Below are 25,600 nucleotides of genomic sequence, written 5' to 3' on the forward strand. Positions count from 1 at the left end.
GCTTCGGGGCATAACCTACATCCATTCATCCTTTTCGACTGTTTGAACGAGGTCCTCCTGTGCCGAGTGGCAAGGTCAAGTGGTACGACGCCGACAAGGGTTTCGGCTTCCTCACCCGTGACGACGGCGGTGAGGTCTTCGTGCATTCCTCCGCGCTTCCCACAAACGCCGGCCCGCTCAAGCCAGGCCAGAAGGTGGAGTTCGGCGTGGCCGAGGGACGCCGGGGCCAGCAGGCGCTGTCGGTCAGGATCCTGGACCAGCCGCCGACCCTGGCCAAGACGAAGCCCAAGGGCAAGCGGAAGACGCCCGACGAGATGGTGGTCATCGTCGAAGACCTGATCAAGCTGCTCGACGGCGTCTCCACCTCCTACCAGCGGGGCAAGCACCCCGAGGCGGCGCACGCCAAGAAGATCGCCCAGGTGCTCAGGGCCGTCGCGGACGACCTCGACGCCTAACCGCCCGGGTTCGTCAAGGGTTTGGTGTGGTCGAGGGTCTCGGTCCGTTGCTGATCGGGGGCCTCGGCCCGCTGCCTGGCCAGCTTGGCCTCGGCCGCCCGCACCCGTCCGCGCCTGGTGACCAGCAGCCAGCCGAGCGCGCCGGTCAGCACGACGGCCGGCGCGACGAAGCCGGCCATGGAGCTGCGGGTCAGCGACAACACCAGCCCGAGCAGGCCGCCGAACACCCAGGCGAACTGCAGCACCGCCTCCACCACCCCGAACGTGGACGAGCGCACCTCCTCGCCGATCTCCCGCTGCACGATCGCGTCGAGCGCGAGCTTGCCCAGCTCCTGGGCGAACGCGGTGACCAGCGAGACCGCCAGCGCGGTCCACAGGCCGAACAGCACGGCCGTGGCGATCGTGGTCGCGGCCGTCACCGCCAGCGTGACCAGCACGATCACCTGGGGGGCGTGGTTGCGCGTCCAGTTGGCGACCGCGGCGCCGGCCAGGCCGCCCAGCCCGGCGGCCAGGGCGAGCAGCGCGATCGTCTTGGGCACGTCGAAGAACGAGCCGGCCGCCGCCGGCGCGGCCAGCCACGGCACCGCCTTGTCCTGGACCAGGAAGAGCAGGAAGAACACCAGGAAACCGGAGAAGATCCGGAGCGCCACGTTGGCCCAGACCGCCTCGGCCACGGCCGGGCCCACCTTGAGCAGGGTGCGCCAGCGCGGCGCCACGCCCTCCTCCTCCTGGTCGGGCGAGTCGACGTGCCGCGGCAGGCGTACGGCGGCGACGCCGAGCAGCAGGAAGGCCGGCATGGCCACGCGCAGCACCACGGCGCTGCCCAGCCACGCGGTCAGGCCCGCCCCGACCGGCACCGCCACCCCCGCCGCGACCAGCGTGAACAGCGCCACCCGCGCGTTGGCCGAGACCAGGGTGATGTCGGCGGGCAGCACGCTCGGCATGATCGCCGCCCTGGACACGTTGTACGCCTTCGACAACACCAGCACGCCCAGCGCGCCGATGAACAGCGTCGGCAGGTCGCCCGCCCCCACCGCGGCGGCCATGGCGAAGCAGAGCAGCCCGCGGCCGAACAGCGTGCCGGCCATCACGTAGCGGCGCCCCGACCTGAACCGGTCGAGGATCGGCCCCACGAACGGCGCGAGCAGCCCGAACGGCAACATCGTGATGACCAGGTAGAGCGCGACCGACCCGCGCGCCTCGCCGACCGGCACGCCGAAGAACACCGTGCTGGCCAGGGCCACCGTGACCAGGGCGTCGGCGGCGCTGTTGCCGGCCGACAGCTCGATCAGCCGGCCGAGCCCCGTACGGCCCGCGCCGCCCGCGTACGTCAGCTTCCTGGTCGCCCTGCCCGCCTTGCGCGCGCCCGCGGCGGTGGCGCGGCCGGCCCGGACGGTGCCGCTCGCGGTGGCCCGGCCCGCGCGCACGCCGGCGCGTCCCGCGCCGCCGATGGCATGACCCATCCGCCGCGAGATGTCCCGAGCCTGCTCCCAGCCACCCCCCACGCCTACCAGTCTTACCCGATTCACCCCTCTTCTCAGCTTCGGATCGGCGGTTGTGGGTCTGCCAGGTCCGCCTATGGGTGAGAATGAAGTGTGAGCGAACAGCACCTTCAGGCGGAGGCGGCCCGATGAGCCGCACCCGGGCCCGCGTCCCCGCTCCCGACCAGGCCTGCGTCGCCGCAGTCGATCTGGCGCGCGCCGCGGCGCAGGAGCTGGCGCACCCGGGCGAGGCCGGCGAGCACCTCGGCTTCGAGAGCGAGGGCGACCGGATCGTCACCCACTACTTCGCCTGCCTCGACCGGGCCTATCGCGGCTGGCGGTGGGCCGTCACGGTCACCCGCGCCTCGCGCGCGAAGAAGGTCACGGTCAGCGAGGCCGTGCTGCTGCCCGGCTCAGGGGCGCTGCTCGCCCCCGAGTGGCTGCCGTGGAGCGAGCGGCTGCGGCCGGGCGACCTGGGCGTCGGCGACCTGCTGCCGACCCCCGACGACGACGACAGGCTGGCGCCCGGTTTCACCGAGCTCGACGAAGACGCCGATCGCCAGATGGTTTTCGAGTACGGCCTGGGCCGAGCCCGTGTGCTCTCGGCCATCGGCAGAGACCGGGCTGCCAGACGCTGGCACGCGGGCGAGCACGGGCCACACACTCCGATCGCACACGCCGCGCCCGCGCAGTGTTCCACCTGCGGGTTCTACTGGCTGCTCTCCGGTGAGCTGCGGCTGTCGTTCGGCGTCTGCACCAACGAGTACGCCCCCGACGACGGCAAGGTCGTCGCCGCCGACCACGGCTGCGGCGCCCACTCGGAGGCGGCCGTGCTGCCCCCGCCGGTCGAGCAGGCCATCCCCATTCTCGACGACCTGGGTTACGACCTGATCGAGGAGGAAGAGGGCTCGGTGGACGGATCCGCCACCGAGGAGCTCGGCCACTCCTGACCGGGGCACGGGCACGAGCACGGCGGTTTCGTCGGTCAGGGGGGCTAACCTACCCTGGCCCCTCTTCACTCGACCAGGATCGTGATCGATGACCGACACCTTTGGCACTGACCGGATGCGAGCCGCCGTCCTCTCCGCCTGGACGGCCTCGCCCGCCCGGTTCCGCGAGGACGCCAACGCCGAGGAGGACTTCGCGCTCGGCGGCTACCGCGACCGGCTGATCGTCGAGCTCGCCCAGAACGCCGCCGACGCGGCGCTGCGCGCGGGGGTGCCAGGGGTGTTGCGGCTGACGTTGCGCGGCGACGTGCTGACGGCCGCCAACACCGGCGCCCCGCTCGACGCGACCGGCGTGGAGGGTTTGTCCACGTTGCGTGTGTCGGGCAAGCGCGACGAGATCGGCGCGGCCGGCAGGTTCGGCGTGGGCTTCGCGGCCGTCGTCTCCGTCTGCGACGAGCCGGCCATCGGCTCGCGCGGCGGCGGCTCGGTGCGCTGGTCGCGGGCCGGCACGTCCGAGCTGGTCGCGGGCGTTCCCGTGCTGGCGGGTGAGCTGGCCGACCGGGCGGGCCACGTGCCGCTGCTCAGGCTGCCGTTCGACGCGCCGCCGCTGGAGGTGCCCGAGGGGTTCGACACGCTCGTCCGGCTGCCGCTGCGCGACGCCGCGGCGGTCGACGCCGTCCGCGCGATGCTGGCCGAGACCAGCCCGGCGCTGCTGCTCGGCCTGCCCGCGCTGGAGGCCATCGAGATCGACCTCGACGGCGCCACCCGCACGGTCGTGGCCGACGGCTGGCACGTCGTGTCGGACTCCGGCGAGTTCACCCCCGACGAGGTCGCCAGGCTGTTCGCCGACCGGCCCACCGAGGAGCGGGCGCGGCCCTTCTGGTCGCTGCGCTGGGCGGTGCCCGTCACCGGCACCGGCGAGCCCGGCCCGCTGCCCGCCGCCGTGCCGCCCGTCGTGCACGCCCCGACGCCGAGCGACGAGCCCGTCGATCTGCCCGCGCTGCTGATCGCGTCCTTCCCGATGGCCACCGACCGGCGGCACGTCGCCAAGGGGCCGCTCACCGACTTCCTGGTCGAGCGGGTGGCCGACGCTTACGTCCGGCTGCTGGGCGAGCTGCCTCGCACGTCCAGGCTGCTCGACCTGGTGCCGTCCCTCATGGGCAAGGGCGAGCTCGACGCGCGTGTCCGGCGGGCCGTGCTCGAACGCCTGCCGTCCGCGCCGCTGCTGCCCGCTTTGTCGGCGCCCGCGCCCGCGGTCCAGACCCCCTCCTTCGCCGAGGCCGAGGTCTACGAGCCCGACGCCGAGTGGCGGGTCGAGCATCCGGCGCGAGAGCCCGAGGGCGACGGCTGGGTGGTCGCGGGCCGGGAGGCGGCCGTCGTGGCCGGGGCCACCGCCGAGCTGCTCGACACCGTGGCCGCCTTCGTGCCGGGGCTGCTGCCCGCCGGGTGGCCGGCCAGGCATCCGGCGATGGTCGCCCTGGGCGTGCGCCGGGTGGAGCTGGCCGACGTGGTCGACCTGCTGTCCGGGGAGGCCGTGGAGGCGCGTGAGCCGTCCTGGTGGCGCTCCCTGTACGCGGTGCTGCCCGCCGACGATCCCGAGTCGCTGGGCGCGCTGCCGGTGCCGCTGACCGACGGCCGTGTGGTGCGCGGCCCGCGTGGCACGCTGATCCTGACCGACGGCGGCGCCGACCTCGACCTCACCCCGCTCGGGCTGCGCATCGTGCATCCGGAGGCGGCCCATCCGGCGCTGCTGCGGCTGGGCGCCGCCGAGGCCACCCCGCGCACGGTGCTCGAAGACCCGCTGACCAAGGCCGCCGTCGCGCAGTCGCTCGACAGCGCCGACCCCGAGCCGGTCGCGCGGGCCGTGTTGTCGCTGGTGGCGGCGTCCGGGCTGGTTCCCGGTGAGGCGCCGTGGCTGGCCGAGCTGGCGCTGCGCGGCGCCGACGGCGAGCTCTACGCGGCCGGTGAGCTGATGCTCGCCGACGGGGCCCTGGCCGGGCTGCTGGCCGCCGACAGCCATCTCGGCGTGGCCGCGCCCGAGCTGGAGGAGACCTACGGGTCGCGGGTGCTGGCGGCGGCGGGCGTGCTCGACGGGTTCGCCGTCGCCCACGACTCCGACGTGCTGCTCGACCACGACGACTGCGACCACGACCTCGACGGCGAGGACGATTGGCTCGACCACGTGCTCGACCTGCTGCCCGACCTCGCGGTGCCGCCGGTGGTGGCCGAGTTCGCGGCGGTGCGCGACCTTGAGCTGGTGGCCGACTGGGCGGCCGCGCTGCCGCTGCTGACCCGCCCGCCGCTGCGGGCCGCGCTGCACCCGCTGCGCGTCGAGGGCGTGGAGGTGCCCTCCTACACCGCGTGGTGGCTGGCCAACCATCCGGTGCTCGGCGGTCGCAAGCCGCTTGAGCTGCGGCTGCCCGGCGCCGACCCGCTCCTGCAGGGCCTCTACGCCGACGCGCCGGCCGGGCTCGACGAGGCGGCGCTGTCGATGCTCGGCGTGCGCACCACGCTCGCCGAGCTGCTGGCCGCCCACGGCGGCCCCGAGGAGCTGCTGGAGCTGATGGCCGACCCGGCGATCGAGGTCGACCGGGCGCAGCTGCGGGCGTTGTGGATCGCGCTGGCCGCCGTCGATCCGTCCCGGGTCGAGCCGCCCTCGCGGGTGCGCGCGGTGCTCGGTGGCGACATCGTGGTGGCCGCCGCCGAGGACGCCGTGGTGGTCGAGGCCCCCGACCTGCTGCAGCTCGTCACCGACCGGCCGCTGGTGCTGGCCTCCTACGACCTGGCCGAGGCGCTGTCGGAGCTGCTCGACCTGCCGCTGGCCGGCGAGCTGGCCACCGGCGAGGTGACCTCGCAGGGCGAGGTGCGCGCGGTGCCGCCGCAGGTGCGCTCACTGCTGCCGACGGCGCCCGAGACGTACGTCGAGCACGAGAAGCTGCTGGTCGACGGCGTTGCCTGCACGTGGCGCTTCTTCGAGGGCGCGGTCCACTGCACGGGCGTCGACGGGCTGGCCCGCGGGCTGGCCTGGGCCACGGGCCAGTGGAACGACCGGCTGGCCGTGGCCGCGCTGCTGCGCGACCCGGAGGCGGTGCCGCTGCTGCTGGCCGAGGCCGACCTGTCCTGAGACCGGCGGGCCGCCACCCCGTCGCGGGGGCGGCCCGCCGCGGTCAGGCCGCGCAGGTGGTGCCCGCCGCCGGCACCTTCCCGTTCAGCAGGTACGCGTCCACCGCGCGCGTCACGCACCCGTCGCCGCTCAGGTAGGCGCCGTGGCCCTCGCCCTCGTACGTCATGAGCACGCCGGTCTTCAGCTTGGCGTCGAGCGCGGTGGCCCACTCGTACGGCGTGGCCGGGTCGCCCTTGCCGCCGATGACCACGATGGGCGCCGAGCCGGTGGCGTCGATGCGCTTGGCCGCGTCGTCGCCTGGGGTGGGCCAGTGGCCGCAGGCGGTGGCGGTGCCGTCCGCCGACAGGATGGGGAAGATCTTCTTGATCCTGTCGTTCACCCGGGCCATGTCGGCGGCGGTCGGGCGTTCGGTGGTGTCGGCGCAGGTGATGGCCTGCAGGCTGGTCATCATGGTGGAGTAGGTGCCGTCGGGCCGCCGTCCGGTGTAGGCGTCGGCCAGGGCGAGCAGGGTGGCGCCGTCGCCCTTGATGCCGGCCGTGGCGGCCTGCTCCAGCACCGGCCAGGCGGACTTGGCGTACAGCGGGGTGATGACGGCGAGCTGGGCCAGGCCGTAGGTGAGCTGCCGGTCGCCGACCTTGAGCGGCTTGCTCCTGAGCCCGTCGAGCAGCTTCTCGACGGCGCTCTGCACGGCGGCCGGGTCCTGGCCGAGGTCGCAGGTCTGGGCCACGCAGTCCTTGGCGAACGCCTCGAAGGCGTGGGCGAAGCCGGTGGCCTGGGTGACGGCGCGCTGCTCGAAGGTGACCGTGGGGTCGAAGGCGCCGTCGAGGACGAAGCGGCCGACGTTCGCGGGGAAGCGGGTGGCGTAGACGGCGCCGAGGTGGGTGCCGTAGGAGAAACCGAAGTAGTTGAGCCGCCGGTCGCCGAGCGCGGCCCTGATGCGGTCGAGGTCCTGGGCGGCGTTCACGGTGCCCACGTGGGGCAGGATCTTGCCCGAGTCCTTCTCGCAGGCGGCGGCGAACTTCTTCGACATGGCCTCGCCGTCGGCCCCGGCGGGTGCGGCGAGGAGGGCGTCGAGCTCACCGCCGCACCTGACACCCGCGCTGCGATCGACGCCGCGAGGGTCGAAGCTGACCAGGTCGTAGCGGGTGCCCAGGCTGCCGAACGCCTTCGCGGCCTGGGCCAGCGTGTCGACGCCGGACCCGCCGGGCCCGCCGAAATTGAAGACCAGCGAGCCGAGGGGGTCGCCGGTGGCCTTGATCCGGATCAGCGCCAGGTCGATCTTCCGGCCGCCGGGGTCGCCGTAGTCGAGGGGCACCTGTACGGCCCCGCACTGGACGGCATCGTCCTTCGGCAGCGGCTTGCCGTCGGGCCCGGTCAGCCCGGTGCACGGGCTCCAGGCAACGGTGCCCTTGCCGGGCCCGGCCTGCTTCGCGGGCTCACCTGTGGTGCCGCAACCGGCGAGGACGGCGGCGCCCAGCAGGATCGTCAACATCGCCTTCTTCATGCTGACCAGCCTGCCGGGACGGTGTCCGCCCAGGTAGTGGAGGGAGACATGGGTTCCTGATGACTTCGGAGATGTCCGGAAGATGATGAATGTCAACCCCGGCGCGGCCGGCGGACGAACCACATGCCGAAGAGGCCGAAGGCGACCCCGGTGACGCAGGTCCAGATCCACCACGTGTTCTCGGGGGCCGGGCGGAAGATCAGCAGGACGATCAGGGCGACGGCCCACAGGGCGGTGCCGGCACCGACGGCGGCCGTGTCGTTGGTCTTGATCGGCTCGGGATCGGGGTGCCACTGCTGCTTCACGTGTCCAGCCTAGCTTCCAATCGGGTCTCGATCCGATTGCGGACACTTTTCCCAGCTCACCACTACTGTCACTCTTCGCCCCGTGAGTGACATGCGTAATGCAATAGACCGTTTCTTCGCAATCTCTGCACGAGACTCCACGATCTCCCGTGAGGTACGTGGCGGCCTGGCCACGTTCTTCACGATGGCCTACATCGTGGTGCTGAACCCGATCATCCTCGCCTACGGCAAGGACATCGACGGCCAGGTCATCGGCGATGGCACGACCCCGCAGGTGGCGCTGGTCGCCGCGGGCACGGCGTTCGTGGCGGGCATCCTGACGATCATCATGGGCGTGGTCGGCCGGGTGCCGTTCGCGATGGCCGCCGGGCTCGGGCTCAACGCCTTCGTGACCTTCAACATCGCCACGGTGATGACCTGGGAGGAGGCCATGGGCCTGGTCTTCCTCGAAGGCGTCATCATCGCGATCCTGGTGCTGACCGGCCTGCGGACGGCGGTGTTCCATGCCATCCCGGCCCAGCTCAAGACCGCCATCAGCGTCGGCATCGGGCTGTTCATCGCGCTGATCGGCTTCGTGGACGCCGGTTTCGTGCGCAAGGCCGCGGGCACGCCGCTGGAGCTGGGCATCGGTGGCCAGCTCACCTCCTGGCCGGTGTTCGTGTTCATCGTGGGCCTGCTGGCCACCGCCGCCATGGTGGCGCGGAAGGTCAAGGGCGCGATCCTGATCGGCATCGTCGGCTCGACCGTCCTGGCGATGGTCGTCCAGGCGGTCACCAAGGTGGGCGCGGCCTCGCCCAAGAACGCCGGCGGCTGGCAGCTCAACGTCCCGGCCATCCCCGCCGCCGACAAGATCTTCGGCTTCCACAACCCGCTGACGCTGTTCACGGAGTTCGACCCGATCGGCGCCTTCAGCCGGATCTCCGTGCTGCTGGCCGTGCTGTTCGTGTTCACCCTGCTCATCACCGACTTCTTCGACACGATGGGCACGATCGTCGGCGTCGGGCGCCAGGCGGGCCTGGTCCAGGCCGACGGCACGCTGCCGCGGACCAAGGAGATCCTGCTCGTCGACTCGATCGCCGCGGCGGCGGGCGGCGCCGGCTCGGTCTCGTCGAACACCACCTACATCGAGTCGGCCGCCGGCGTCGGGGAGGGCGCGCGGACCGGTCTGGCCAGCGTGGTCACCGGTGTGCTGTTCCTGGTCGCCATCTTCTTCGCGCCGCTGGTCGCCGTCGTGCCCTACGAGGCCGCCACGCCCGCGCTGGTCGTCGTCGGCTTCCTCATGATGACCGCCATCCGCGACATCGACTGGGACGACTACGAGATCGCCATCCCGGCCTTCCTCACCATCGTCGTCATGCCGTTCACCTACTCCATCTCGAACGGCATCGGCGCCGGCTTCATCAGCTACGTGCTGGTCAAGGTCGTACGGGGCAAGGCGCGCGAGATCCACCCGCTGATGTGGGGCGTCACCGCGCTGTTCGTCCTCTACTTCGCGATCGGCCCGATCCGGGCCGCGATCGGTCTCTGACCCCGATGTCCAGGAGCCGCCCCGCGCATGTGGGGCGGCTCCGGGGTATCAAGGAGTGAGACGAACCTGACTCAGGGAAATATCTTGCCTTCGCATATAGTTAGCAAAGGTAATGAGACGTGCTAATGAACAACCAGCCCAAGATGGACCTGCGCAGCGACGCGGGCCTGGCCTCAGCCCTGCGCGTGTCGATGGCAAGGCTGACCAGGCGACTCCGGCGTCAGGCGGCGGCGCACTCGCTGACGCCCACCCAGTTCGCGACGCTCGCCGCCGTGGAACGGCATTCCGGGATAACCCCCGGCGAATTGGCCGAGCTAGAGAAGGTGCAACCGCCCTCGATGACGCGCGTGATCGCCGCGCTAGAGGAACGCGGCCTGGTCGCACGCACCCCGCACCCGACCGACCGGCGTCAGGTGACCGTGACCGTGACCGAGGCCGCCCAGACGCTGCTGAAGGAGGAACGCCGCCGCAAGGAGGCGTGGCTGACACAGCGGCTGAAGGAGCTCTCGCCGGAGGAGCGGTCGATCCTGCGGCAGGCGGCGCCGATCCTGGAGAAGCTCAGCAAGATATAGAGCCTGAGCAACCCAAGACCGGGATGTTCCGGTCGCTCAAGGTTCGCAACTATCGCATGTTCGCGGCAGGTGGCGCCGTCTCCAACGTCGGCACCTGGCTGCAGCGCACCGCCCAGGACTGGCTGGTGCTCGACCTGACCAAGGGCCCGCACGGCGTGGGCGGCAGCGCGGCGGCCCTCGGCCTGGCGACCGCCCTGCAGTTCCTGCCCATGTTGCTGTTCGGGCTCTTCGGCGGCGTGCTCGCCGACCGGTACCCCAAGCGGCCCATCCTCATCGCCGCCCAGTCGATGATGGCGGTGCTCGCGCTCACCATCGGCGTGCTGACCATGACCGGCACCGCGCAGGTCTGGCACGTGTTCGTGATGGCGTTCCTGCTCGGCCTGATCTCCTGCGTCGAGGTGCCGACCAGGCAGGCGTTCGTGGTCGAGATGGTCGGACGGCAGGACCTGCCCAACGCCATCGCCCTGAACAGCTCCATCTTCAACCTCGCCCGCGTGGTGGGCCCCGCGCTGGCCGGCATCCTGATCTCCGTGCTGGGCGGCACCGGACCGATCTTCCTGATCAACGCGCTCACCTTCGGCGCGGTGATCTCCAGCCTGGTCTTCATGCGGAAGTCCGAGCTCAACCTGTCCGAGCCGGTGCCCAGGGCCAAGGGCCAGCTCAGGGAGGGCCTGCGGTACGTGCTGCGGCGCGAGGAGCTCCTCATGCCGATACTGCTGATCGCCTTCGTGTCGATGTTCTCGCAGTCGTTCTCGATGTCGATCGCGCTGATGGCCCGTGAGGTGTTCGGCGCCGGGGCGTCGTCGTTCGGGCTGGCCTCCAGCATGTTCGCGGTGGGCGCGCTGGGCGGCGCGCTGCTGGCGGCGCGGCGGGCCAGACTCTCGCGCAAGGTGCTCTTCTCCGGGGCGATCGGGTTCGGGCTGTTCCAGGTGCTGACCGGGCTGGCCCCCTTCTACCCCGTCTATCTGCTGCTACTCGTCCCGACCGGCATCGCGTTGATCACCATCAACACGGCCGCGAACGCCAGCGTGCAGATCGCCACGTCCCCCGAGATGCGGGGCCGGGTCATGGGCATCTACATGCTGGTCTTCACCGGGGGCGCGCCCGTCGGGGCGCCGCTGATCGGGTGGCTGTCGGAGCTGGGCGGGCCGCGTACGGGCGTGCTGCTGTCGGGCGTGCTCGTCCTGGTGGGCACCGGGCTCGCGGTGCTGGTGACCAAGCTGATCGGCAACCGCGTGGCCAGGCCCGCCCTGGCGATGGCATGACGATGGCGTGATCCGTCCCCGTCCGGGGACAATCGCATGACATGAGGCTCTTCGCGGCCGTGGTCCCGCCTGAGGAGGCGCTCGACGAGGTCGAGCGGGCCGTGGCGCCGTACGTCGGGCAGGTGCCGGGGCTGCGCTGGGCCGGCCGCCCCACCTGGCACGTCACGCTGGCCTTCTACGGCGAGGTGCCCGAACGGGCGCTGCCCGACCTGCGGGTGCGCCTGGAGCGGGCCGCCCACCGGCACACGGTGCTCGACCTGGCCCTCGCCGGGGCCGGGGCGTTCTCCTCGGCACGGCGGGCCAGGGTGCTCTGGGCCGGGGTCGCGGGCGACCCCATGACCCGGCTGGCCGACTCCGCCCGCGCGGCCGGGCGCCGCGCGGGGGCCGTGCAGACCGACGAGAAACGGTTCCACGCGCACCTCACCCTGGCCAGGGCCCGGACGGACACCGACCTCAGAGAGCTGGTGGAGTCGCTGGCCGGGTTCGCCGGGACGCCGTGGCGGGCCGAGCGGCTGCACCTGTTCCGCAGCCACACCGGGCCTGCGGTGAGGTACGAGTCACTAGGCGATTGGGCGCTCGCACCGGTGAAGCAGGGCTAGGCTCCAGGGCGTGGATCGTCCTCGCCCCTGGCTGCTGCCCCTCGTGCTCGGCCTGCTGTTCCTGATCGTCCTTCTCGGCGCCCTGCTGACCTGAGCCGCCCCGAGCGGCCGGGCCCGTGGTCGTGCCGGGCCCGGCCGGTCGCGCCGTCACCAGGCGTAGTCCTCCGGGGCGGTGCGGTGACCGGGGAAGATCTCGTCGAGGCGGGCCAGGGTGGCCTCGTCCAGCTCGATCTCCAGCGTGCGCATGCTGCCTTCGAGCTGCTCCAGCGTGCGCGGGCCGATGATCGGGGCGGTGACCGCGCGCTGCCGCAGCAGCCAGGCCAGCGCCACGTACGCCGGGTCCTCGCCCAGCTCGTCGCAGAGCTTCTCGTACGCCTCGATCTTGTCCCGGTGCTTGTCCAGCTCCCGGACCATGGTGTCGGAGGCGGACCGGCCCTTGTCGATCTTGCGCAGGACGCCGCCGAGCAGGCCGCCGGCCAGCGGGCTCCACGGGATCACGCCGATGCCGTAGTCCTCGCAGGCGGGCAGCACCTCCAGCTCCACCGTCCGGGTGAGCAGGTTGTAGTGGCTCTGCTCGCTGGTCAGCCCGAACGTGCCGCGCCGCGCCGCCGTCTCCTGGGCCTTGGCGATGTGCCAGCCCGCGAAGTTGGACGAGCCCACGTAGATGACCTTGCCCTGCTGCCGCAGGACCTCCATGGCCTCCCAGAACTCCTCGAAGGGCGTGTTCCGGTCGACGTGGTGGGCCTGGTAGATGTCGATGTAGTCGGTCTGCATGCGCTTCAGCGAGGCGTCGCAGGCCCGGCGGATGTTCAGCGCCGACAGGCGGCGCTCGTTGGGCCAGTCGCCCATGTCGCCGTAGAGCTTGGTCGCGATGACCGTGCGCTCGCGCCGGCCGCCGCCCTGGGCGAACCAGCGGCCCAGGATGTTCTCCGTGATGCCCTCGCCCTTCTTCCAGCCGTAGACGTTCGCGGTGTCGAAGAAGTTGATGCCCAGGTCGTGGGCCTTGTCCATGATTGCGAAGGAGTCTTCCTCCGAGGTCAGCGGGCCGAAGTTCATCGTGCCGAGGCAGAGCGGGCTCACCTGGAGGCCGCTGCGTCCGAGGTTGACATAGTCCATGGGGTCCACACTAAATACCTGGAGTGCGCTCCAGGCCATAGGCTGAGTTCATGATCTGCGCGGGGTCGTCGTGATCGTCCTGCTCCGGGCCGCGTTGCCGATCTTCCTGGCGATGGTCACCGGCATGGTGGGCACGCTGGTGATCACGTCCGTGCTCGGCAACCACGAGACGGTCGCGCTGGCCGCCTTCGCGGTGATGACCGCGGTGCTCACCCCCGCCACCGCCGCCGTGCAGGGCGCGCTGCGGGGGCTCGGGCCGTTCGTCGCGCCGTACCGGGACGATCCGGGCGCGGCGGTGCCCGTCGTACGGGACGCGCGCTGGCTCAGCCTGGCCACGGGCACGCTGGGGGCGCTCGCCGTGATCTGCGTGCCCGTGCTCGCGCGGGTGAGCGGGGTGCCCGCCGAGGTGGTCGGCGAGCTGGGCCTGCTGCCCTGGTATCTGGCCGGCTACCTGCTGGTCTTCGCCTCGACCGGCGGCGCGAGCACGATCCTGGTGGCGCTCGGGCGCAGCCGCGACGTGTTGTGGCCCAGCCTGACCTTCGGCCTGGTGCTGAGCGTGCTCACCGTGGTGCTGGCGCCGCGGCTCGGCCTCGACGGGGTGGGCGTGGCCTGGCTGGTCGCCGGGGTGGTGGCCGCGGTCGTGGCGAGCCTCTTGCTGCGCCGGGCGCTCGGGCGGCCGATCGGGCAGGGGCGGCCCAGGATGACCGAGATCGTCCGGCTGGCCCGGGTCAGCGTGCCGCTGGCGGCGACCGTGCTGATCAAGTTCGGGGTGCTCGGTGTGGTCACGTTCGCGGCGGGCACGACCGGCGCCCGCGACACCGCGGCGCACGCGGTGCTGACCACGCTCACCGGCCTCCTCATGCTGGCCTCGCTCTCCGTCGCCCAGGCGTCGGTGCCCGAGGTGGCCCGCGCCGGCGACCCGGCCGCGGCGCGGCGGGCCAACCGCGCCGCCGCGCTGCTCGCCGTCGCCGGCACGCTGGCCGCGGCCCTGGCGCTGCTCCTGCTCGGCGAGCGGGTGCTCGGGCTGTTCACCGGCGACGCGGCCGTACGCGAGCGGGCTCTCGCGCTGCTGCCGCTGATGTTGGTGTCGTCGCTGGCCGACGCCGCGCAGGCCGTGCACGGTATGGGGCTGACCGCGCTCAAGAGGTCCGGCGCGAGCCTGGCCTACTTCGTCCTCGGCTACGGCGCGCTCCTGGCGGCCGCGGTGCCGGTGGCGCGGACGTGGGGCATCACCGGGCTCTGGGTGGCCATGGCGGCGGCCAACGTCCTGCTCCTGGCGCTCCAGGGGGCCGGGTTCCGCCGGCACAGCGCCCGCGTGGGCACGGCCGAGGCAGTGGCCTGAGCGTCCCGGGCGCAGCCGTGGGGCATGATGGCGAGGTGGGGGATGTCGTGTTCCGGGTCCTGGCCGCCGTGGCGGCGACGTTCGCGCTGTCGGCGGCTCCGGCGTGGGCCGACGACGACGGGCCGGAGAAGCTGTTCACGTTCAAGGACCGCACCATCACCGAGTCGAGCGGCCTGGCCGTGTCGCCCACGCACGACGACGTCTTCTACACCCACAACGACAGCTCCGCCGCCCCGGTCTTCTACGCGGTCGGCGCCGACGGGCGGACGAAGGCCACCTTCCACCTGCGCGGCGCCCAGGCCAGGGACTGGGAGGCCATGGCCGCGACCAGGGACCCGGCCACCGGGCAGGGCACGCTCTGGTTCGCCGACATCGGCGACAACCTCGACGGCGCCTGGCCGGACGTGTCGATCTACAAGGTCGCCGAGCCGCGCACGCTCCGGGACGCCACGCTGCCGGCCACCCGCTACCGCTTCCGCTACGCCGGCGGCGGCCGCAACGCCGAAGGCATCATGATCAACCCGCGCACCGGCCGCCTGTACGTCGTGTCCAAGGAGTTCTCCGGGTCCGTCTACGCCGCGCCGAAGCGGCTGCGCTCCGACAAGGTCAACGTGCTGCGCAGGGTCGCCGCGGCCCCGATCATGGCCACGGACGCCGCCTACGCCCCCGACGGCTCCTCCTACGTCATCCGCACGTACTTCTCGGCGACCCTCTACCGCCCCTCGGGCGAGACCCTGGCCAGGGTCACCATGCCGGAGCTGCGGCAGGCCGAGTCGATCGCCTACACCGCCGACGGCAAGGCCCTGCTGGTCGGCTCGGAGGGCCCGAACAGCCCGGTCTACCGGGTGCCGCTGCCCGAGCGCGCCCAGGCCACGCGCAGCCCCACGCCGAAGCCCGTCGCCGCCCAGGAGAGCGCGCGGCCGTCCGACACCACCGAGCCGAGCGGCCTGACCGCCAAGGACGTGCTGATCTGGCTGGCCGCGGCCGCGGGCGCGACCGGGGTGATCACCTTCATCGCGCGCCGCACCCGGTGAGCCGTCAGGGGTTGCGCATGGTCGCGGTGAACATGTCGCCGCGCAGCGCGCGCTCGACCACGTCGATCGAGCGCGACAGGCGCACCAGCCGCGGCCCCTCCTCGCGGTAGGCGTCGAGCACGGCCTCGATGGCGTGCGGCGGCAGGTGGCCCTTGAGATCGACGGCCGCGCCGCGATAGCCCGCGCGGGCGGCCTCGACCGCCGACCGGACGTGATGCCTGGCCATCCTGGCCAGGGCCACCGGGTGCCGCCTCAGCACTTCGTAGGCCCGGTAGTCGGGTGGCACCGCGTCGAGCAGCCAGGCCACCGCCGAGGTCTCCCAGTCGGGGACGCTGGGCGGGCGGACCTCGGCGGGCCACTCGGGCGGGACGTACATGAAGGCCATCGTACTCATGTTCGATTCGCCCAGGTATGGCGGCAGGGCGGCCTTTACCAGGAAAATCAGGTGTGTGACGGAAAAGATCGGCGTCGTCGGCGCCGGGATCGTCGGACTGGCCGTGGCGCGCGAGCTGGCCGCCACCCGGGGCGCCGAGGTGACCGTGCTGGACAAGGAGCCGCGCGTCGGCGCCCACCAGACCGGGCACAACAGCGGCGTCGTGCACGCCGGGATCTACTACCCGCCGGGCTCGCTCAAGGCCAGGCTGTGCCGGGAGGGCGTGGCGCTGCTCAAGGCGTACTGCGCCGAGCACGGGCTGCCCTACCGGGAGGTCGGCAAGCTGGTCGTGGCGAGCACGCGGGCCGAGCGCGCCCCGCTGCGCGCGCTGGCCGAGCGGGCGCGGGCCAACGGCGTGCCGGGCGTCGCCGAGCTGGACGGCCTCGGCCTGCGCGAGATCGAGCCGCACGCGGTCGGCGTCGCCGCGATCCACTCGCCGCACACCGCCATCGCCGACTTCCCCGCCGTCGCCCGCGCGCTCGCCCTCGACGTGGCCAGGACGGGCGGCTCGGTACGCCTGTCGCACCCCGTCCGGGCGATCCGCGAGACGTCGAGGGGCGTCGAGGTGCTGGCCGGGGGTCGGCGGTTCACCTTCGACCGGCTGGTGGTCTGCGGCGGCCTCGGCACGGACGCGGTCGCCAGGATGGCCGGGGCGCCGGGGGACGTGCGGATCGTGCCGTTCCGGGGCGAGTACCACGCGCTGGCCGGGGCGGCCAGGGAACTGGTGCGCGGGCTGATCTACCCGGTGCCCGACCCGCGGTACCCGTTCCTGGGCGTGCACCTGACCAGGCACATCGACGACGAGGTCCTGGTGGGGCCGAACGCGGTGCTGGCCCTGGCCTACGAAGGCTACAGATGGCGAGATGTACGAAATTTCGGTCAAATTATGCGTTGGCCGGGGACACTTCGCATGGCTCGCACCCACTGGCGTACCGGGATCAAGGAGGTCTACGGCTCGCTCGTCAAGAGCGCCTTCGTCCGGGCCGCCCGGCGGTACGTGCCCGAGCTCACCGCCGCCGACCTCGTCAGGACCGGCGGCGGCGTACGCGCCCAGGCCGTCGCCAGGGACGGCCGGCTGGTGGACGACTTCGTGGTCGACGTCCACGGGAGCGTGGTCCTGGTCCGCAACGCGCCCTCGCCCGCGGCGACGTCGAGCCTGGCAATTGCCCGGCATATTGCCGGAATTGTTCCAGCACTCTCCCGATGAGGGCATCCTTGGACGTGATGGAATCACGCCTGCTGATAGTCGAGGACGACCCCAACATCCTCGAACTCCTCGCCGCGAGCCTGAGGTTCGCGGGCTTCGACGTGACCACGGCCAAGAGCGGCCTCGACGCCGTCAACGCCGTGCAACGGCACCGGCCCGACCTCGTCGTGCTCGACGTCATGCTGCCCGACCTGGACGGGTTCGAGATCGTCCGGCGGATGCGGAGCGGCGGGCTGCACACGCCCGTGGTGTTCCTGACCGCCCGCGACGAGACCGAGGACAAGATCCGCGGGCTCACGATCGGCGGCGACGACTACGTCACCAAGCCGTTCAGCCTGGAGGAGGTCGTGGCCAGGATCCACGCGGTGCTCCGGCGTACGAGCGGGGACGCGCAGGCCGCGCCGCCCAGGCTGACCTTCGCCGACATCGAGCTGGACGAGGAGAGCCACGAGGTCTGGCGCGGCGGCAACGCCGTCTCGCTCTCGCCGACCGAGTTCAAGCTGCTGCGCTACTTCATGACCAACGCCGGCCGCGTGCTGTCCAAGCCCCAGATCCTCGACCACGTCTGGGACTACGACTTCAGGGGCGAGGTGGGCATCGTGGAGTCGTACGTGTCCGTCCTGCGCCGGAAGATCGACAACCGTAGCCCCCGGCTCATCCACACCCTGCGGGGCGTCGGATACGTGCTGCGCCTGCCGCCGAGCCCCTGATGAGAGCCCTGCCGCTGAGGGTCAAGCTGATCGCTGCGATGCTGGCCCTGCTCGGCTGCGGCATGACCTTCGTCGGCCTGGTCAGCGTCTCGGTCCTGCACGGTTACCTCCTGGACCGGGTGGACAGCCAGCTCAACCTGCTCAGCGTGCGCATGCACAAGAAGGTCGTCAGCGACTGGCGCCGGGACAGGGAGACCCCCGACCGCCCGATCCTCATCGAGTCCGACGCGATCGCGCTGGTCAAGGAGCCGGGCGAGGCGTTCGTCCCGATGCTGCGCGACCGCGACGTGGACGCCAAGCCCAAGCCCGTCCTGCGCGAGTCGCCCGGCGACGACGCCTACACCGCGCCCGCCGCCGGCGGCGACGGCGAGTGGCGGGTGCTGCAGAGCGTGATCCAGCGGCGCACGCTGGTCGTCGCGGTGGACCTGGAGGAGGTGGACGCCATCACCCGGCGGCTCGTGCTGATCGAGCTGCTCGGCGGCGGCGGCATCCTGCTCATCCTGGCGGTCGCGGGCGTCACGATCGTGCGCCGCAGCATGCGTCCGCTCGGCCAGATCGAGCGCACGGCCGAGGCCATCGCGGGCGGCGAGCTCGGCCGCCGGGTGCCGGAGGCCGACCCCCGTACCGAGGTGGGCCGCCTGGCCAGGTCGCTCAACGGCATGCTCGCGCAGATCGAGACCGCCTTCGCCGCGCGCTCGGCGTCCGAGGCGGCGGCCCGCCGCTCCGAGGACCGCATGCGCCAGTTCGTCGGCGACGCCTCCCACGAGCTGCGCACCCCGCTCACCTCCATCCGCGGCTTCGCCGAGTACGCCCGCCAGAACCCCGGCGCCGACCCCGCCGAGCTGATGCAGCGCGTGGAGAAGGCCGCCGGGCGCATGAGCCTGCTGGTGGACGACCTGCTGCTGCTGGCCAGGGTGGACCAGCAGCGCCCGCTCCAGATGCGCCCGGTGGACATGCTGGCCCTGGTCGCCGACGCCGTGCACGACGCCAGGATCCTCGCCCCCGACCGTACGGTGAAGCTGGACGTGGTCGGCGGCGCGGCGCTCATCGTCTCCGGCGACGAGGTGCGCCTGCGGCAGGTCATCAGCAACCTCATGACCAACGCCATCGTGCACACCGAGCCAGGCACCCCCATCGTCGTCCGCGCCGGGGCGACCGACGACACGGTCTTCACCGAGGTCGCCGACAGCGGCCCCGGCCTGCCGCCCGAGCAGGTCGAGCGGGTCTTCGAACGCTTCTACCGCGCCGACTCCGCGCGCAGCCGCCGCCGTTCCTCCGAGGACCGCGGCAGCGGGCTCGGCCTGGCCATCGTGCAGGCACTCGTCCAGGCCCACGGCGGGACCGTGACGCTGACCAGCTCGCCCGAGGAGGGCTCCACCTTCCGGGTCGAACTCCCACTCGCCTTGGAGTGAGCCTTCAGCTAACCCTCAGGTGCCTGGGTCACCCTGGAATCGTGACAAGACCCGAGCTCCGCGAGGCGTTGATCATGGTGGTGGACGACGAGCCCAGCATCAGGGACCTGCTCTCCGCCAGCCTGCGCTTCTCCGGGTTCGAGGTGCTGACCGCCGCCGACGGGCAAGAGGCCGTCGAGGTCGCCGAACGCGCCGCGCCCGACCTGGTGGTGCTCGACGTCATGCTGCCCGACCTGGACGGGTTCGAAGTGGCCAGGCGGATCGACGCGCCCGTGTTGTTCCTCACCGCCAGGGACGCCACCGAGGACAAGATCGCCGGCCTCCGGGTGGGCGACGACTACGTCACCAAGCCGTTCAGCCTGGAGGAGGTGCAGGCCAGGATCCGGGCGGTGCTGCGCCGTACCAGGACGGAAGGGGCGCCGGCCAGCCGGCTGAAGGTGGCCGACCTGGAGCTGGACGAGGACGCCCGCGAGGTCTGGCGGGCCGGCCGCCAGGTACGGCTGTCCCCGACCGAGTTCAAGCTGCTGCACTACTTCATGGTCAACGCCGGCCGCGTGTTGTCGAAGGCGCAGATCCTCGACCACGTGTGGAACTACGACTTCGGCGGCGACGCCGGCGTCGTCGAGTCGTACGTCTCCTACCTGCGGCGCAAGGTGGACGACGTCGAGCCCCGCCTGATCCACACGCTGCGCAGCGTCGGGTACGTGCTCAGGGAGCCGCCGCCCGCCGGTTGATCCCCGCCGGGCGGCCCCGCCCGGTGGACCGTCCCGGGCGCTCACCGTAGCGTGGACCTGCGGGCGCGAGGTGTCGAGCGGCGTACCGCGGGAAGCGGGGTTGGCATCTATGGATCTGCTGGGGGCGTTGGAGTCGTTGCGCCGCCCGCTCGATCGCGAGCTGTTCCCGCTGGCGATCGGCGAGGCCGCGGCGGACCGGCGTGCCCTGCGCGAGCTGGCCGGGCAGCTCGACGACTACCTGCTGCCGCGGCTGCGGGCGATCGACGCGCCGCTGCTCGCCGTCGTCGGCGGGTCCACCGGGGCGGGCAAGTCCACGCTGGTCAACTCGCTGGTGGGGGCCGACGTGGCCGAGCCCGGCGTGCTGCGGCCCACCACGCTGGTGCCCACGCTCGTCGTCAACCCGGCCGACCGCGACTGGTTCACCGGCCAGAACGTGCTGCCCGGCCTGTCCCGCGCCACCGGCGACTCCAGCGGCGGCGGCGCGGGCGCGCTGCGCGTGGTCGCCTCCGACGCGCTCGGCGCCGGGCTGGCGCTGCTCGACGCCCCCGACATCGACTCCGTGGTCACCTCCAACCGGGAGCTGGCCGCGCAGCTGCTCGCCGCCGCCGACCTGTGGCTGTTCGTCACCACCGCCGCCCGGTACGCCGACGAGGTGCCCTGGAGCTTCCTGCGCTCGGCCCGCGAACGCAGCACGGCCCTCGCCGTCGTCCTCGACCGGATCGCGCCCGAGGCCGTCGAGCCCGTCTCGCGCGACCTCGACCGGCTCCTGGCGGAGAACGGCCTGTCGGGCACCCGGCTGTTCACCGTGCCCGAGGCCGCGCTGCCGGGCGAGAAGGCGCGGCTGCCGGAGGAGTCGGTGCGGCCCATCGTCTCCTGGCTGACGGGGCTGGCCGCCGACGCCGCCGAGCGGTCCAGGGTCGTCCGCCAGACGTTGTCGGGCGCCCTGGACAGCCTGGACACCCGGGTCCCCGCGCTGGCCACGGCCGTCGAACGCCAGCAGGCCGCCTTCGACGGGCTGCGGACGATCGTGACCGGCGCGTACGCGGGCGGCATGGCCGACTTCGACGAGGGCATGCGCGACGGATCCCTGCTGCGCGGCGAGGTGCTGGCCCGCTGGCAGGACTTCATCGGCACCGGCGACCTCATGCGTTCCCTGGAGAGCCGGGTGGGGTGGCTGCGTGACCGGATCGTCGGCTTCTTCACCGGCCGCGCCCCCGCCGTCGAGCTCAAGGACGCCCTGGAGAGCGGCGTCGAGTCGCTGATCAGGGGCGCGGCCGACGGCGCCGCCGAACGCGCGCTCGAAGGGTGGTCGGCCGCGCCGGGCGGCGGCGGGCTGCTCGACCGGCTCGGCGCCATGGAGGCCGCGCGGCTCGGCCGGGCCTGTCCCGACCTGGCCGGACGGGCCGAGGCGGCGGTGCGCGGCTGGCAGGAGTTCGTCCTCGACCTCGTACGCGAGGAGGGGGCGGAGAAACGCACCACCGCCCGGCTGGCCTCGTTCGGGGTCAACGGGGCGGGGCTGCTGCTCATGCTGGCCGTGTTCGCCTCGACCGGCGGGCTCACCGGGATCGAGGTCGGCATCGCGGGCGGCACGAGCGTGTTGTCGCAGAAGCTGCTGGAGGCCGTCTTCGGCGACCAGGCCGTGCGCTCGCTCACCACGCGGGCCCGCGAGGACCTGCGGGAACGGGTGCGGGTGCTGCTGGCGGAGGAGGCCGCCCGCTTCACCGCCCGGCTGGAGACCGTCGAACCGCCCAGGGGCACGGCCGACGCCCTGCGCGCGGCGGCCCGCGCGGTCCACGACCACCGCGCCGAACTCCCCGCCGCCTCCGCCCCCACAGCGGAACTTCCCACCCCCACAGCCGAACTTCGCGCTCCCACGGCCGAGTTGCCCGCTCCAGGCGCGCCCCAGCCGCCCGCTCGCGACCGCACGGAGGGGCCGTGAAGCTGCTGCGCCGCAAGGAGGGGCCCTCGCTCGACTCCCGGCTGGCCGCCCTGCTGGAGGCCGCCGAACTCGCCGAGGGACGCCTCCCCGAACAGGACGTGTCCACCGCGCGGTCCGTCGCCGAACGGGCCGGCGCCCGCCGCAGCCTCTCCGTCGACCACACGGTGGCCGCGCTCGCCGGTGCGACCGGCAGCGGCAAGTCCTCGCTCTACAACGCCCTGACCGGCGAGGACCTGGCCGCCGTGGGCGTCACCAGGCCGACGACGTCCACCGCCCAGGCCGCCCTGTGGGACGGCGAGGGCGCCGGCCCGCTGCTGGACTGGCTCGATGTCCCGCGCCGCCATTCCGCCGCCGAGGCGCCCGGGATGTCGGGTCTCGTCCTCCTCGACCTTCCGGACCACGACTCCATCCGGCTCTCCCACCGCCTTGAGGTGGACCGCCTGGTGGCGCTGGTGGACCTGCTCGTCTGGGTCGTGGACCCGCAGAAGTACGCCGACGCCGCGCTGCACGAACGGTACCTGCGCCCGCTGGCCGGGCACCGCGACGTGATGCTGGTGGTGCTCAACCAGGTGGACCGCCTGCCTCCACAGGCTGTGGACCGCTGCGTGGCAGACCTGCGCCGCCTCCTGGAGGAGGACGGGCTGGCGGGCGTGCCGGTGCTGGCGGTCTCCGCCAGGACCGGGACGGGCCTGCCGGAGCTGCGCTCGATCCTCGCCGACCGGGTCGCCGAGCGCGAGTCGTGGGCCGCCCGCCTGGCCGCCGACGTCACCGCCGCCGCCGGTCACCTGGCCGCGGACGGCGCGCGGCCGGACCCCGGCGGCCGGCGGGCGGCCGGGCTGGACCGGCGGCTCACGGGCGCGCTCTCCCAGGCCGCCGGGGTGCCGCTGGTCCTGGAGGCCGTGGCCAAGGGGCACCGGCACCGGGCCGTGGTCGCCACCGGCTGGCCGGTCACCCGCTGGTTGCGCAGGTTCCGGCCCGACCCGTTGCGCAGGCTCAGGATCGGGGTGGGAAAGCCGGGCAAGGAGATCGTCGGGCGTACGTCGGTGCCGGCGGCGTCGGCCGTGCAGCGGGCACAGGTCGAGACGGCGATCAGGGACGTCGGCGAGGTGGCCGCCGCGGACCTGCCCGGCCCGTGGGCGGCGGCGGTGCGGCAGGCCGCGCGCTCGCGCTCCCCGGAGCTGGCCGACGCGGTGGACCGGGCCGTGGGCCGCACCACCGCCGGCACGACCCGCAGGCCGCGGTGGTGGCGGATGGTGAACGTGCTGCAGTGGCTGGTCTTCGCCGTCATGGTGGCGGGCGCCCTGTGGCTGGGCGTGCTGTTCGGGATGGACTACCTGCGCCTGCCGCAGCCGCCGCTCCCCACCGTGGGCGCGGTGCCGTGGCCGACCGTGCTGCTGGCGGGCGGCGCGCTGGCCGGGGTGGTGATCGCGTTGTCGTCCAGGCTGGCCGCGTGGGCGGGCGGGCGGCGCCGGGCCAGACGTACGGCACGCGCCCTGCGCACCGCCATCGGCGAGGTCGCCGAGAACTACGTGCTGGAGCCCGTGACGGCCGAGCTCGACCGCTACACCCGCTTCACCGAGGCCGTCACCGTGGCCCGCTCCTGACCGCCGTCACCCGCGTCCCCGTGGGCGGTACCGCCGTCACCCGCGTCCCCGTGAGCAGGACCGCCGTCACCCGTGCCTCCGTCCGAGCAGAGGGACCGCGAGCAGTGCGCCCAGCAGGGTGGACGCCGCGCCCACCAGGAACGGCGCCGGCGCCCCGAACCACTGCCCGGCCACCCCCGCCACCCCCGACCCGGCCGCGGCCCCCATCCCCAAGGCCGTGGACAACCACCCGAACGCCTCCCCCTGGGCCCCCGGCGCGAACCGGTCCACCAGCAGCGACGACGTCGTCAACGCCGGGTTCAGCACCATCCCCCCGGCGAACAGCACCACCCAGAACACCGGCAACGCGCCCACCACCGCCAGCGGCGCCAGTACGACCCCGAGCGCCAGCATCGCCCCCACCAGCCGCGTCGCCGGCGAGGACGCCCACGTACGGGCCCCGTACCCGGCCGCCCCCGCGATGCCGCCCAGCGAGAGCGCCGCCACCAGCACCCCGGTGGCGGCGGGCACGCCACGGGCGGCCGACAGCGCGGGCACCCCCACCTGCAACGCCCCCATGGTGCCGCCGAGCAGCAGCACCACGGCCAGCAGCACCAGCATCCGGCGGTCCTCGAAGACCCGCCCGCCCTCCCGTACGGACGCCGCCCCGTCCGCCCGCAAGGCCCGCGAGAACGCCAGCGTGCCCACCCCCGCCGCCACCGCCACCACCCCCAGCGCCAGCGAGGACGAGGCCACCGCGATCACCAGCCCGAACAGCAGCGGCCCGATCAGCATGGCCAGCTCCTGCACCAGGTAGACCAGGCTGTAGACGGCCGTGCGAGCGCCGTCGGGCACCCGCCGCCCCCACTCGACGCGCATGCTCACCGAGATCGGCGGCAGCCCGGCCCCGGCGACCCAGGCCAGCACCACGGACGTCCACACCGGCCACCCGGCCGCCGCCGCCGCGACGAGCACGATCAGCGCGACGACGTGCAGGAACGCCGTCGCCGCGAGCACCACCCGGGGCCCGCGCCGGTCCATGAGCCGCCCCTGGACGGGCCTGCCCATGCCCGCGCCCACCGAGAACGCCGCCGCGCACGTGCCCGCGAGCGCCAGCGACCCGGTCGCGTCCTGCACGACCAGCACCATCCCCACGGGCGCGACCTGCTGGGTGAGCTGGGAGAGGAAACCGCACACGGCCTGCGCCCCCACCCCGGGCAGCCCCAACAGGTCCCGGTACGGCATACCCCTTCCCATTCGCCCACGCTAACCCGCAAGATCGCCGAATCCCGCCCCCGACGAGACACCCGAGGCGACCGCAGTGCCTGCACCGCCATGGGCGGGCCGGTGGCGCGGGTCGGAATGCCGCGACCCTCTGCCGGGTCCGGGAGGGGCGGTCAGTCGGAGGTGAGGGAGGCGGCGACCGCGCGCAGGGTCGACAACAGCGGCCGGAGCAGGGGGTGCGCATCGGCCCCGCGGCGGATCGCGGCGAAGACGCGGCGATCGGGGCCCGGCGTCTGGCGCACCACGACCCCGGACAGCGCCATGTCCCGCAGCGCGAGCCGCGGTACGAGCGCCACCCCCGCGCCCGCCCCCACCAGCGCCACCACGGCCCGGAAGTCGTCGGAGCAGTGGACGACGTTGGGCGTGAACCCCACCTGCTGGCACGCGAACGTGATGACGTCGTGCACGGGATTGCCCGGATAAGGACCGATCCAGGTGTCGGCGGCTAGCGACACCAGCGTGGCCGACCCCGCCTCCGCATGCCCCTCGGGCAGGACCAGGTCGAACGGCTCGGCGTACAGGGGGATGCGCGACAGCCGGCGGTCGGCGGCGTCGGGGCCGCCCCGGTACTCGACCGTCACCGCCAGGTCGGCCCCGCCGTCGAGCAGCATGGCCAGGCTGTGGTCGCCCTCGGCGTCGAGCACCCGGACCTGCAGACCGGGCGCGGTGGTGCGCAGGGCGGCGATGGCGGGGGAGAGCACGGCGCTGATCGCGGTGGCGAAGCAGGCCACGGTCACCTCGCCGGCCTCGCCCGTGGTGTACGCGGCCACCTCGGCCTCGGCGCGTTCGAGCTGGGCCAGGACCTCGTTGGCGTGCCCCAGCATGATCTTGCCCACGGCGGTGAGGTGCACCCCCCGGCCGTCACGCGTGAACAGCCGGTGGCCCACCTCGTGCTCCAGCGCCACGAGTTGCTGGGAGACCGCCGACGGGGTCAGGTGGAGCGCCGCCGCGGCGGCGGTGACCGTGCCGTGGTCGGCCACCGCCCGCAGTGTGCGCAGCCGCCGCGTGTCAATCACGCAGCGAGGA

At 73.2% G+C, this 25,600-nt stretch carries 22 protein-coding genes; 15 read left to right on the top strand and 7 right to left on the bottom strand.

The annotated features are described in order from the left end of the window. The first annotated feature begins 59 nt into the window (after positions 1-59). Positions 60-455: a cold-shock protein gene (locus tag ABZ444_RS22310; protein WP_352320910.1), complete on the top strand. Its 396-nt coding sequence runs from the start codon at positions 60-62 to the stop codon at positions 453-455. On the opposite strand, the gene ABZ444_RS22315 is transcribed toward ABZ444_RS22310, so the two are convergent. Beyond that, the gene (locus ABZ444_RS22315; RefSeq protein WP_357999895.1) at positions 452-1,918 is read right to left on the bottom strand and encodes an MFS transporter; all 1,467 of its coding nucleotides are present in this window, start codon (positions 1,916-1,918) and stop codon (positions 452-454) included. The genes ABZ444_RS22310 and ABZ444_RS22315 overlap by 4 nt on opposite strands. A 167-nt stretch (positions 1,919-2,085) precedes the next feature. On the opposite strand from ABZ444_RS22315, the gene ABZ444_RS22320 reads away from it, so the two are divergent. Beyond that, positions 2,086-2,886 (top strand): DUF3027 domain-containing protein, encoded by an 801-nt coding sequence (locus tag ABZ444_RS22320; protein WP_357976190.1) that lies wholly within the window; start codon positions 2,086-2,088, stop codon positions 2,884-2,886. Positions 2,887-2,974: 88 nt separating this feature from the next. Continuing rightward, positions 2,975-6,007 carry a hypothetical protein gene (locus ABZ444_RS22325; protein ID WP_357999898.1) on the top strand — a complete coding sequence of 1,011 codons (3,033 nt, stop codon included), beginning with the start codon at positions 2,975-2,977 and terminating at the stop codon, positions 6,005-6,007. Positions 6,008-6,050: 43 nt separating this feature from the next. Here ABZ444_RS22325 and ABZ444_RS22330 read toward each other — a convergent pair whose 3' ends face one another. Both ABZ444_RS22330 and ABZ444_RS22335 read right to left on the bottom strand, forming a co-directional pair. Continuing rightward, positions 6,051-7,511: an alpha/beta hydrolase gene (locus ABZ444_RS22330; RefSeq protein ID WP_357999901.1), complete on the bottom strand. Its 1,461-nt coding sequence runs from the start codon at positions 7,509-7,511 to the stop codon at positions 6,051-6,053. A gap of 92 nt (positions 7,512-7,603) precedes the next feature. Further along, complete coding sequence (locus ABZ444_RS22335; protein WP_357999904.1) at positions 7,604-7,816, bottom strand: DUF2530 domain-containing protein; 213 nt, start codon at positions 7,814-7,816, stop codon at positions 7,604-7,606. Between the two features lie 91 nt (positions 7,817-7,907). Here ABZ444_RS22335 and ABZ444_RS22340 point away from each other — a divergent pair, with 91 nt between their 5' ends. The 4 genes from ABZ444_RS22340 (at position 7,908) to thpR (ending at position 11,780) form a co-directional block, all read left to right on the top strand. Next, the gene (locus ABZ444_RS22340) at positions 7,908-9,344 is read left to right on the top strand and encodes an NCS2 family permease (RefSeq protein ID WP_357976200.1); all 1,437 of its coding nucleotides are present in this window, start codon (positions 7,908-7,910) and stop codon (positions 9,342-9,344) included. A gap of 125 nt (positions 9,345-9,469) precedes the next feature. After that, on the top strand, positions 9,470-9,916 hold the full coding sequence (locus tag ABZ444_RS22345; RefSeq protein WP_357696577.1) for a MarR family transcriptional regulator: 447 nt from the start codon (positions 9,470-9,472) through the stop codon (positions 9,914-9,916). A 23-nt stretch (positions 9,917-9,939) separates the two neighbouring features. After that, positions 9,940-11,181, top strand: a complete 1,242-nt coding sequence (locus ABZ444_RS22350) for an MFS transporter (RefSeq protein ID WP_357999907.1) — start codon at positions 9,940-9,942, stop codon at positions 11,179-11,181. Between the two features lie 41 nt (positions 11,182-11,222). After that, on the top strand, positions 11,223-11,780 hold the full coding sequence (gene thpR, locus ABZ444_RS22355) for an RNA 2',3'-cyclic phosphodiesterase (RefSeq protein ID WP_357999910.1): 558 nt from the start codon (positions 11,223-11,225) through the stop codon (positions 11,778-11,780). 147 nt (positions 11,781-11,927) lie between these two features. On the opposite strand, the gene ABZ444_RS22360 is transcribed toward thpR, so the two are convergent. Continuing rightward, positions 11,928-12,896, bottom strand: coding sequence for an aldo/keto reductase (locus tag ABZ444_RS22360; protein WP_357976209.1), 969 nt, complete (start codon positions 12,894-12,896; stop codon positions 11,928-11,930). A 70-nt stretch (positions 12,897-12,966) separates the two neighbouring features. Between ABZ444_RS22360 and ABZ444_RS22365 the strand changes: the two genes are divergently transcribed. Both ABZ444_RS22365 and ABZ444_RS22370 read left to right on the top strand, forming a co-directional pair. After that, a complete protein-coding gene (locus ABZ444_RS22365; RefSeq protein WP_357999913.1) occupies positions 12,967-14,238 on the top strand; it encodes an MATE family efflux transporter in 1,272 nt (423 codons plus the stop codon). Positions 14,239-14,273: 35 nt separating this feature from the next. After that, positions 14,274-15,272 (top strand): hypothetical protein, encoded by a 999-nt coding sequence (locus ABZ444_RS22370; protein WP_357999917.1) that lies wholly within the window; start codon positions 14,274-14,276, stop codon positions 15,270-15,272. Between the two features lie 4 nt (positions 15,273-15,276). On the opposite strand, the gene ABZ444_RS22375 is transcribed toward ABZ444_RS22370, so the two are convergent. After that, complete coding sequence (locus ABZ444_RS22375; protein WP_357999920.1) at positions 15,277-15,648, bottom strand: hypothetical protein; 372 nt, start codon at positions 15,646-15,648, stop codon at positions 15,277-15,279. Positions 15,649-15,721: 73 nt separating this feature from the next. On the opposite strand from ABZ444_RS22375, the gene lhgO reads away from it, so the two are divergent. From lhgO to ABZ444_RS22405, 6 genes are all read left to right on the top strand, one after another. Next, a complete protein-coding gene (gene lhgO / locus ABZ444_RS22380; RefSeq protein WP_357999923.1) occupies positions 15,722-16,912 on the top strand; it encodes an L-2-hydroxyglutarate oxidase in 1,191 nt (396 codons plus the stop codon). Positions 16,913-16,929: 17 nt separating this feature from the next. Beyond that, on the top strand, positions 16,930-17,622 hold the full coding sequence (locus ABZ444_RS22385; RefSeq protein WP_352361663.1) for a response regulator transcription factor: 693 nt from the start codon (positions 16,930-16,932) through the stop codon (positions 17,620-17,622). Continuing rightward, positions 17,622-19,034: a HAMP domain-containing sensor histidine kinase gene (locus ABZ444_RS22390; RefSeq protein ID WP_357999926.1), complete on the top strand. Its 1,413-nt coding sequence runs from the start codon at positions 17,622-17,624 to the stop codon at positions 19,032-19,034. Before ABZ444_RS22385 ends, ABZ444_RS22390 begins: the two co-directional genes overlap by 1 nt. A gap of 74 nt (positions 19,035-19,108) precedes the next feature. Continuing rightward, the gene (locus tag ABZ444_RS22395) at positions 19,109-19,768 is read left to right on the top strand and encodes a response regulator transcription factor (protein ID WP_352361783.1); all 660 of its coding nucleotides are present in this window, start codon (positions 19,109-19,111) and stop codon (positions 19,766-19,768) included. A gap of 109 nt (positions 19,769-19,877) precedes the next feature. Then, on the top strand, positions 19,878-21,707 hold the full coding sequence (locus ABZ444_RS22400) for an ABC transporter (protein ID WP_357999929.1): 1,830 nt from the start codon (positions 19,878-19,880) through the stop codon (positions 21,705-21,707). Beyond that, positions 21,704-23,311 carry a YfjP family GTPase gene (locus ABZ444_RS22405; RefSeq protein WP_357999932.1) on the top strand — a complete coding sequence of 536 codons (1,608 nt, stop codon included), beginning with the start codon at positions 21,704-21,706 and terminating at the stop codon, positions 23,309-23,311. The genes ABZ444_RS22400 and ABZ444_RS22405 overlap by 4 nt, the downstream gene beginning before the upstream one ends. A gap of 66 nt (positions 23,312-23,377) precedes the next feature. Here the strand turns inward: ABZ444_RS22405 and ABZ444_RS22410 are convergent, their stop codons facing one another. Continuing rightward, a complete protein-coding gene (locus ABZ444_RS22410) occupies positions 23,378-24,547 on the bottom strand; it encodes an MFS transporter (RefSeq protein ID WP_357999935.1) in 1,170 nt (389 codons plus the stop codon). Positions 24,548-24,687: 140 nt separating this feature from the next. Further along, positions 24,688-25,590, bottom strand: a complete 903-nt coding sequence (locus ABZ444_RS22415) for a LysR family transcriptional regulator (protein ID WP_357999938.1) — start codon at positions 25,588-25,590, stop codon at positions 24,688-24,690. Positions 25,591-25,600 lie beyond the last annotated feature (10 nt).

The organism is Nonomuraea sp. NPDC005730, from assembly GCF_040630865.1.
In the GTDB taxonomy this organism is placed as follows: Bacteria; Actinomycetota; Actinomycetes; order Streptosporangiales; family Streptosporangiaceae; genus Nonomuraea.

Coding starts and splice junctions, on each gene's coding strand:
- ABZ444_RS22375 (WP_357999920.1), bottom strand. CDS start 15,648: ATGTACGTCCCGCCCGAGTGGCCCGCCGAGGTCCGCCCGCCCAGCGTC.
- ABZ444_RS22395 (WP_352361783.1), top strand. CDS start 19,109: ATGGTGGTGGACGACGAGCCCAGCATCAGGGACCTGCTCTCCGCCAGC.
- ABZ444_RS22340 (WP_357976200.1), top strand. CDS start 7,908: ATGCGTAATGCAATAGACCGTTTCTTCGCAATCTCTGCACGAGACTCC.
- ABZ444_RS22315 (WP_357999895.1), bottom strand. CDS start 1,918: ATGGGTCATGCCATCGGCGGCGCGGGACGCGCCGGCGTGCGCGCGGGC.
- ABZ444_RS22400 (WP_357999929.1), top strand. CDS start 19,878: ATGGATCTGCTGGGGGCGTTGGAGTCGTTGCGCCGCCCGCTCGATCGC.
- ABZ444_RS22330 (WP_357999901.1), bottom strand. CDS start 7,511: ATGAAGAAGGCGATGTTGACGATCCTGCTGGGCGCCGCCGTCCTCGCC.
- thpR (WP_357999910.1), top strand. CDS start 11,223: ATGAGGCTCTTCGCGGCCGTGGTCCCGCCTGAGGAGGCGCTCGACGAG.
- ABZ444_RS22410 (WP_357999935.1), bottom strand. CDS start 24,547: ATGGGAAGGGGTATGCCGTACCGGGACCTGTTGGGGCTGCCCGGGGTG.
- ABZ444_RS22345 (WP_357696577.1), top strand. CDS start 9,470: ATGAACAACCAGCCCAAGATGGACCTGCGCAGCGACGCGGGCCTGGCC.
- ABZ444_RS22385 (WP_352361663.1), top strand. CDS start 16,930: ATGGAATCACGCCTGCTGATAGTCGAGGACGACCCCAACATCCTCGAA.
- ABZ444_RS22350 (WP_357999907.1), top strand. CDS start 9,940: ATGTTCCGGTCGCTCAAGGTTCGCAACTATCGCATGTTCGCGGCAGGT.
- ABZ444_RS22325 (WP_357999898.1), top strand. CDS start 2,975: ATGACCGACACCTTTGGCACTGACCGGATGCGAGCCGCCGTCCTCTCC.
- ABZ444_RS22390 (WP_357999926.1), top strand. CDS start 17,622: ATGAGAGCCCTGCCGCTGAGGGTCAAGCTGATCGCTGCGATGCTGGCC.
- ABZ444_RS22360 (WP_357976209.1), bottom strand. CDS start 12,896: ATGGACTATGTCAACCTCGGACGCAGCGGCCTCCAGGTGAGCCCGCTC.
- ABZ444_RS22320 (WP_357976190.1), top strand. CDS start 2,086: ATGAGCCGCACCCGGGCCCGCGTCCCCGCTCCCGACCAGGCCTGCGTC.